Raw genomic sequence first — 7107 nt, 5'->3', positions numbered from 1 at the left:
CAACCCATTGTTGCACTCCTGCGCTGTTGTACTTCACGGTTGCGATATCCGTCGAGGTACCGACACCCCCGCTTGTTCCGGTGACATATACATTTCCTTGCCGATCCACACCGATAGCATTTGCAATATCAATGGAATCACTCGGTCCATTGTAGCGGGCAACCCAGTCTTCAGTCCCGTCACTGCGGTATTTGATTGTCACATAATCAGAAAACCCGTTGGGCCCGGCACTTGAACCAGCCACGTACGCATTGCCGCTGGAATCAATGGCCATAGCCAGTGCACGATCAACGGAGTTTCCGGGACCGTCACTTCGGATGACCATCTTCTCGGCGCCCGAAGTGTGATCGTACACCACAGTGACAATATCATCCCCGCTCCATCCGGTAACATACACGCTTCCGTTCCCGCGAACTGTAAGCGCATTGGCAACTTCATCCGAGCGAGAGACATCACTGTAACGGACAACCCATTGCTGGTTTCCGGCAGTGTTATATTTGATTGTCGCGTAATCCCATGAAGTGTCAGGTCCATCACAATATCCCGTCACATACACATTGCCTCCCGTGTCGACTGCAATGGCATACGCTTCATCATAATAACCTCGCGGGCCGTCATAAAGGGCAACCCATTGTTGGATACCCAAACTATCGTACTTGATGGTTGTGTAGTCATTGAATGAGCCCGACACGCGGCTTGAACCCGTCACGTACACATTACGGTTGGAATCAACTGCAATGGCATTTGCTTTGTCGTCTGAGTATCCTTCCCTGTTATACCGTGCAACCCACTGCTGCACTCCGGCGCCATTGTACTTGATGGTAGCGATATCGTTATACGTTCCCGCACCAACACTCATACCTGTTACATACACGTCGCCGTTAGCAATGTAAAGCGCAAGGGCATCGTCAATTGCATTTCCGGGGCCATTGTATACGGAGAGCCACTGCTCTACTCCCGTGCTGTTATATTTGATTGTTGCATAGTCGAACTGTGTCCCGTCGCCTGTGCTTGTGCCCGTTACGTACACATTCCTGTCAACATCAACGGCGATCGCGCTGCCGTAATCGTTCATGTTTCCCGGTCCATTGTACCGGGTAACCCATTCTTCAGTGCCTGCGCTGTTGTATTTCACCACGGTAATATCCAAACCTGTTCCCGAACCACGGCTTTCACCAAGAACGTAAACACCTCCTTCGGTGTCGACAGCAATCGCATTCGCCCTGTCATCGCTATTGCCGGGTCCGTTGTATCGTGCCTCCCATTGCTGTACACCAAAGCGGTTGTACTTGACTGTAGCAAAGTCATACAGGGAACTTGAACCATAGCTTGCTCCGGTCACATAAACATTGCCGAGCGTATCAACCGCAAGCGCATACGCACGGTCCTCTGAATTACCCGTGCCGTTATACAATGCGCGCCAAAGCTCCGTTCCTGATGAATCGTATTTTAGGGTGATGTAGTCCCTTCCGCGCTCTGCATTCTGACAATAGCCGTTCACGTAAATGTTGCCGTCCTTGTCAGTAGCGATGTTGTAGGCGACGTCGTCACCCGGGACAAGGCGGGATGAATACTGCCTTATCCACGTCGCAACGACTGAGTCGGTACGATGGAAATTCTCGAACGTTGTCTGTTGTCTGTCCGTTCCATGCACTGCATCGCGCAGACGCGGCGGCAACCACCTTCCATCGGCTCGTTCATGGCCCGACACTGACTCCACTGAGAAATGACTGTCGAATCGGGGATTGGTAATCTGTGCTGCAACTACAACAGGAATGAGTAACCCCGTCATCACCACGAGAATGCGGAGTGTGAATCTCAACGTAAAGGAATTGCGGGTAGATTGGGCGTGTTTCATGTGACGTATCTCCTCTAATTTGCATGTACAAGTTACTCGGGAAGTATGCAAACCTCCGTATGCCGTTACCTTCGTGGAACCCGTACAGAACCCTAAGCTATCACTACCGCGGCGGGATTTCAGCTCTCAGCCTTCAGAATCAGTTCGAAGACAGTCATCTCCCTCAGTGGTCCGAAGGAACCATTCAAGTTGGATGCACAATGCACGGGATTCACAATGAAGAACAGTCCACACTAAACCAGTGTGAGGTAAACCCTGGTTCTTTTCCCATTTCACATGCCCTGAACATGTGAGTCCGCAAGGGATCCGGTTGACCGGGGAGGTCAACTGTTTACATCTTAGCTATTTCAAACATCACTTGCAACATTATCTACTCCCTCTGTGTGCAGGCATGTGTGCCGGGGAGAGGGCTTGCCCCGACGGAGCGCTTCTTGGCGTAGTCGGGGTGTCCCGACGACCTGTCCGCCATCTGTTTGGCGGCAGTCGGGACGGGGTGTGTTCAAAGCGCGAATGAAACACACCCCTTCGTTTCCCCTCTCGTTCTCGCTCGTGCCACTACACAGAGGGGAATGCGTGAACCTCGGATTTTGTCTACCCCTGCTCAACCAATGTAGCGCGCAGGCTTGCAGCGTTGGGCAGAGGGGTGGCACGCCTGGGATTTGGAATTTGCCGTTTACTATTTCGCCGGGTTTGCCCGCATGTACTCCGCAATCATCAGCCCCCGTACAGTCCTTCCGGACTGCGCAGCAAGTTTCTCAAACGGCTTTCGCTGCTCGGGATCGCGGAGCAGGTTGTTGGCGTACCTCGTCGCCTCCCCGAATGCCTCCTGGTTCTTCTTCTGCGCCTTGCTGAACTTCCTGTTCCGGAAAACAGGCTTCTGCGAAAGCACAAGCTTGTTGCCGTACCGTTTTATCACCAACCCGCCGATGCTACCGCGGATGGCCTCAAAAGCCGGATTCAGTTCAATACGTGCCATAACCCCCTCCGTTATGTGTAGAGCGAGACCCCAGTCTCGCTTTTGATAAGATTCAAATGCCGCCATCGTTCAACCAGTGCCGCTTGACTGCAGAGATACAGCCGGCGCATCCATCCTTCGGGCATCCTTCGACGATCCTTCGAGGAACCTCCGTACTTCCCTCATCCTCAGGTAAGGATACTACCGGAACGTGCCCGTGAGTATGACGCAGTGCACAGAAAGGCGGGTCTCTTTGAAATGCAGAATAAGAAATGAAAACCGGAAAGCTATAGCCAATCAACCATCAATCAACAACAATCAACCTGAAATTCTCCTCAGTGTGGCAATCGACCCTGCGATATTCCCCTGCCCGAAAATGTAGTTTCCGGCAACGAGAACATTCGCCCCCGCTTTCACAACTGCCGCGGCAGTCGTATCATCGATCCCTCCGTCCACCTCAAGGTGAATTTCCGGCTTCCTCTGCTTGATAATATCGGCAGATTGGCGCAATTTTTCAGTTGACGTGGAAATGAACTTCTGACCGCCGAAACCGGGATTTACGGACATAATGAGAACGAGGTCAACATACGGCAGAATCTCGCTCAGAGCGTTCACAGGCGTGCCTGGATTGATGGAGACTCCGGCCTTCATGCCGAGTTCCTGTATGCGGCTGATTGTTCTGTGCAGATGTGTGCATGCTTCGTAATGCACAGTCAGGATATTCGCACCGGCGGCGTGGAACGCCTCAAGATAGCGGTCGGGATTTTCGATCATCAGGTGAGTGTCGAACGGCAGCTTTGTGTGCTTGCGGAGCGCCTTAATGACAGGCGGCCCGAACGAGATGTTCGGAACGAAGTGGCCATCCATAATATCGAGATGAAGCCAATCTGCTCCGGCCTGCTCCGCGGCGGCAATCTGGTTCTGCAGGTCGGCGAAATCCGCCGAAAGCAATGAGGGGGCTATTTTTACCATTCAGTGTTCGTCCTGTAAAATTCCCGCCTTGACGACAAACAGGTCGACTGTCTTTCCGCTATCAGCGGCTGCGCCCGCTTGCGGGTACTGATCAACAATTGTGTTGGGAAGAAGTTCAATATTCACCTGGTACGTAATATTCCCGACTTTAAGTCCATATCTCGCAAGGAGTTTTATCGCTTCAGATATTGACTTTCCGAAGAGATTGGGGATTTCAACTGAACGATCGGGCTTCCCTGCACTGACAACTACGCCGACAATCGTTCCCCTCTTCACTCTTGCAGCATGCGTGATTGATTGTGATATGATCGTGTTTTCGGGGCTCTGATTCGAGGCGGCATACTCGATGTCACCCAACACAAGGCCGTCCCGTTCCAACGCAAAGCGCGCATCCCGCAACGATCTTCCCCGTAACTGCGGTACAAGTACCTGTACTTCACCACCGCACACTGTCAGGTACACATGTCTGCCATACTTCACAATCGAGCCGGGAGCAGGGTTTTGCGTAATCACACCCCCGATTGGATGCGCGTTGTCGAGTACCCTATCTCCCTCAATCCCGACCAGGCCCGCATCATCCAGAACCTTCAGCGCTTCCTCGTATTGCATCATCGTTACATCCGGCACAGACAACGTTCCGCCGTGATATACATACCAGGGCATCACGACATAGTTGAGAAGAAGAAATGCGGCAATAAGGCTCATCATGGCTACCAGGAACCTTTTGCTGAGGAAAAACGCCCGCAGCAAACGCCCGAAGCGTGAGGCGTAGGGCTTGAGTCTCTGCCAGGCACGTGTGAGAAATGGCCTGACGGCGGTGTCTAGAAATTCTTTAATCCTTGCGTTCATCTGCCAAAATATACTGAAATGCCCGCCCATCTTCAAGAAATACACTTGCTTTCCGTGATCAAACTTGCGATATTGGACTCGCAGTTCCCCCATCGCAACCTATGACGACAAGTAATCGGTAGATGTAGCATCACAGAAGTACCTGCGTTTCATCCGACGGCACCTGAACACAACATCATACGTACAAGAGTTCGACCGGTAACCGGAATAGCAGTGGTGTACCATTTCTGTCCACGGGATTCTCACAATCTTCCTCGAACCTGATGTCGCACACAATCGTTCAGCGGGGGTTCACCTACAGCGCACAAGTTGACCCCGCAAACCGGAATGCGGAATCATATCCGGCCACGCGTCGTATACGTCGCATTGTCTGGAACATCTACTACCGGCATTTCCGTCCGGGCGACACATTGCTTGATCTGAATTGCGGAACAGGCGACGACGCAATGGAGCTGGCCTCTGCCGGAATTCGGGTTCTTGCCACCGACGGTTCTGCCGAGATGATAGAAGAAGTGCAGCGAAAGCTGTACGGGACCGCGATTCGCACGCTTGTTACACCAATGCAGCTTTCATTCCAGCGCTTGTATGCGCTGAATGGAAGACAGTTCGACGGGGCGTATTCCAATCTCGGCGGACTCAACATGACGAATAGGCTGGATCAGATTGCAGGTGACCTCGCCCGTCTTGTGCGTCCGGGCGGATATGTTGTGTTGAATGTGATGTCGAAGACCTGCCTCTGGGAAACCGCGTCATACCTCCTCCGCGGCAAGTGGAAAAAAGCATTTCAACGCCGGTCGCCGGATGGTGTGCTGGCGAACCTGAACGGTGAACGTGTCTGGATGCGGTACTACTCGCCGGATGAGATCGAGCGGGCATTTCAACGGCAGTTCAATGTTGTTTCTGTGAAGGGATTGAACATTCTCACGCCTCCTCCTTCCGCGTTGCCGGCAAGAAAGATGCTCGGACGAGGCATCCGCATCCTCGAAAGTCTGGATGACTCACTGCCCTCCAATTCCAGCCTGCACGGATTGGGCGACTTCTATGTTATTGTCTTCCAACGAAGAGGGCAGTAGCCTCACTCCACTGCATATTTCTCCCCTCCTCCCCAAAATACCCTCCCCGGTGTGAACTGAATTCACCTTTTCGGCGTTTACAGAAATACGTATATTGAGCCATGTTGATATTTCGCAAGTTCGAGAAGGAATAGCCGTGTTCAGATATGTAATACCGACTCTTCTGCTGTCAATTCAGTTGTTATTGTACATTCGCACGAGGAACTGGATCAAGCAGAAATTCCCCGACGCCAAATGGCAACATTGGGTTGCAGCCGGCTTGTTTATTGCCTTCAACATTGCCCTGATCTACGTTCTTGTTGTTCGCCCGCGCCCGAGTGAGTACTCAACGTGGTTCCGTTATTTTGCTGCGTATCCCTTCTTCATTTGGCATGGATCAACGCTGTTCATCGGCCTCATTCTTCTTATCTCCTTGATTGTGAAGTTGCCTTTCAAGCTTGCGGGCAGGGGGTTACAGTTCATCAAGCCTGTGAAGGAGACTGTTGATGCGCTGCAGGCGCGCCCGGCATTTCAAACGTTTGACGCCTCCCGACGTACCTTTATCCGTCGGGGTATGTACACGCTGACTGCCGCATCGTTCGGCGCCAGCGCATACGGGATGTTCATCGGGAAGCACAGGCACGAGATCGTCAAAACCATGTTCCCGATTCGCAATCTGCCTCCCCAGCTTCACGGCTTCACGATCACGATGCTGAGCGATATTCATTCCAGTGTTAACATGCGCAAACCGGAGATGGATGAGTACGTCGCGGCAGCGAACGCTCTGCACAGCGACATGATAGTTGTGACAGGAGATCTCGTCAACAGCCTGGTTGAAGAAGCGTATCCGTTCGCCGAAGCGTTCAGCGAGTTGCGGGCCCCGCACGGAGTATTCGGTGTCCTGGGAAATCACGACTTCTTCACCCGCCAACCCGACACCGTAGCAAAGATCATTGATGATTGCGGCGTCAAGCTGCTGCGCAACGACAGGGTTCTCGTCAACAAGAATGGCGGACAGCTGTACTTGCTCGGCATCGATGACATCGGCTCGGCATTCCGCTCGGATGAGAGAATCGGTATTGCACTCAAGAATGCTTCCCTCGACATTCCGAAAGTGTTGATGATTCACAGGCCGTACTATCTGCAACAGGCGGCCGATCGCAATATCGATCTCGTGCTCAGCGGGCATACGCATGGCGGGCAGGTTGTTCTGGCGAGTTTTGGAAGGATGGTCATTGCTCCCGCCTCTCTTGCATCACAATACGTGGCCGGAAAGTACAAGATCGGCAACACGCACATGTACGTCAACCGGGGCATCGGCACCGTGGGCCTTCCTATCCGACTCAATTGCCCTCCTGAGATTACGAAGATCACGCTTGTTCCCTATCCTCCGCAGCTGTAGGGCATCGTTGGTTTGTTGC

The 7107-nt window shown here is 52.7% G+C and carries 6 protein-coding genes; 2 read left to right on the top strand and 4 right to left on the bottom strand.

The features are described from left to right. The 4 genes from KF749_16575 to KF749_16560 form a co-directional block, all read right to left on the bottom strand. Nucleotides 1-1858, bottom strand: a 1858-nt coding sequence (locus KF749_16575) for an SBBP repeat-containing protein (GenBank protein ID MBX2992768.1), incomplete at its 3' end; no start/stop codon positions are given. Nucleotides 1859-2534: 676 nt separating this feature from the next. After that, complete coding sequence (locus tag KF749_16570) at nt 2535-2834, bottom strand: hypothetical protein (GenBank protein ID MBX2992767.1); 300 nt, start codon at nt 2832-2834, stop codon at nt 2535-2537. Nucleotides 2835-3131: 297 nt separating this feature from the next. Continuing rightward, complete coding sequence (locus KF749_16565) at nt 3132-3785, bottom strand: ribulose-phosphate 3-epimerase (protein ID MBX2992766.1); 654 nt, start codon at nt 3783-3785, stop codon at nt 3132-3134. Then, nucleotides 3786-4634, bottom strand: a complete 849-nt coding sequence (locus KF749_16560; protein ID MBX2992765.1) for a PASTA domain-containing protein — start codon at nt 4632-4634, stop codon at nt 3786-3788. It lies immediately after the preceding gene. A gap of 263 nt (nt 4635-4897) precedes the next feature. On the opposite strand from KF749_16560, the gene KF749_16555 reads away from it, so the two are divergent. Beyond that, entirely contained in the window at nt 4898-5707 is an 810-nt protein-coding gene (locus KF749_16555) for a methyltransferase domain-containing protein (GenBank protein MBX2992764.1), read from the top strand. Between the two features lie 136 nt (nt 5708-5843). Continuing rightward, nucleotides 5844-7088, top strand: a complete 1245-nt coding sequence (locus KF749_16550; protein MBX2992763.1) for a metallophosphoesterase — start codon at nt 5844-5846, stop codon at nt 7086-7088. Nucleotides 7089-7107 lie beyond the last annotated feature (19 nt).

Source organism: Bacteroidota bacterium, from assembly GCA_019637975.1.
Classification (GTDB): domain Bacteria; phylum Bacteroidota; class Ignavibacteria; order UBA10030; family UBA6906; genus CAADGV01.
Note: the sequence above shows the minus strand (reverse complement) of the source record. Positions and strands in the feature narration are given on the sequence as shown.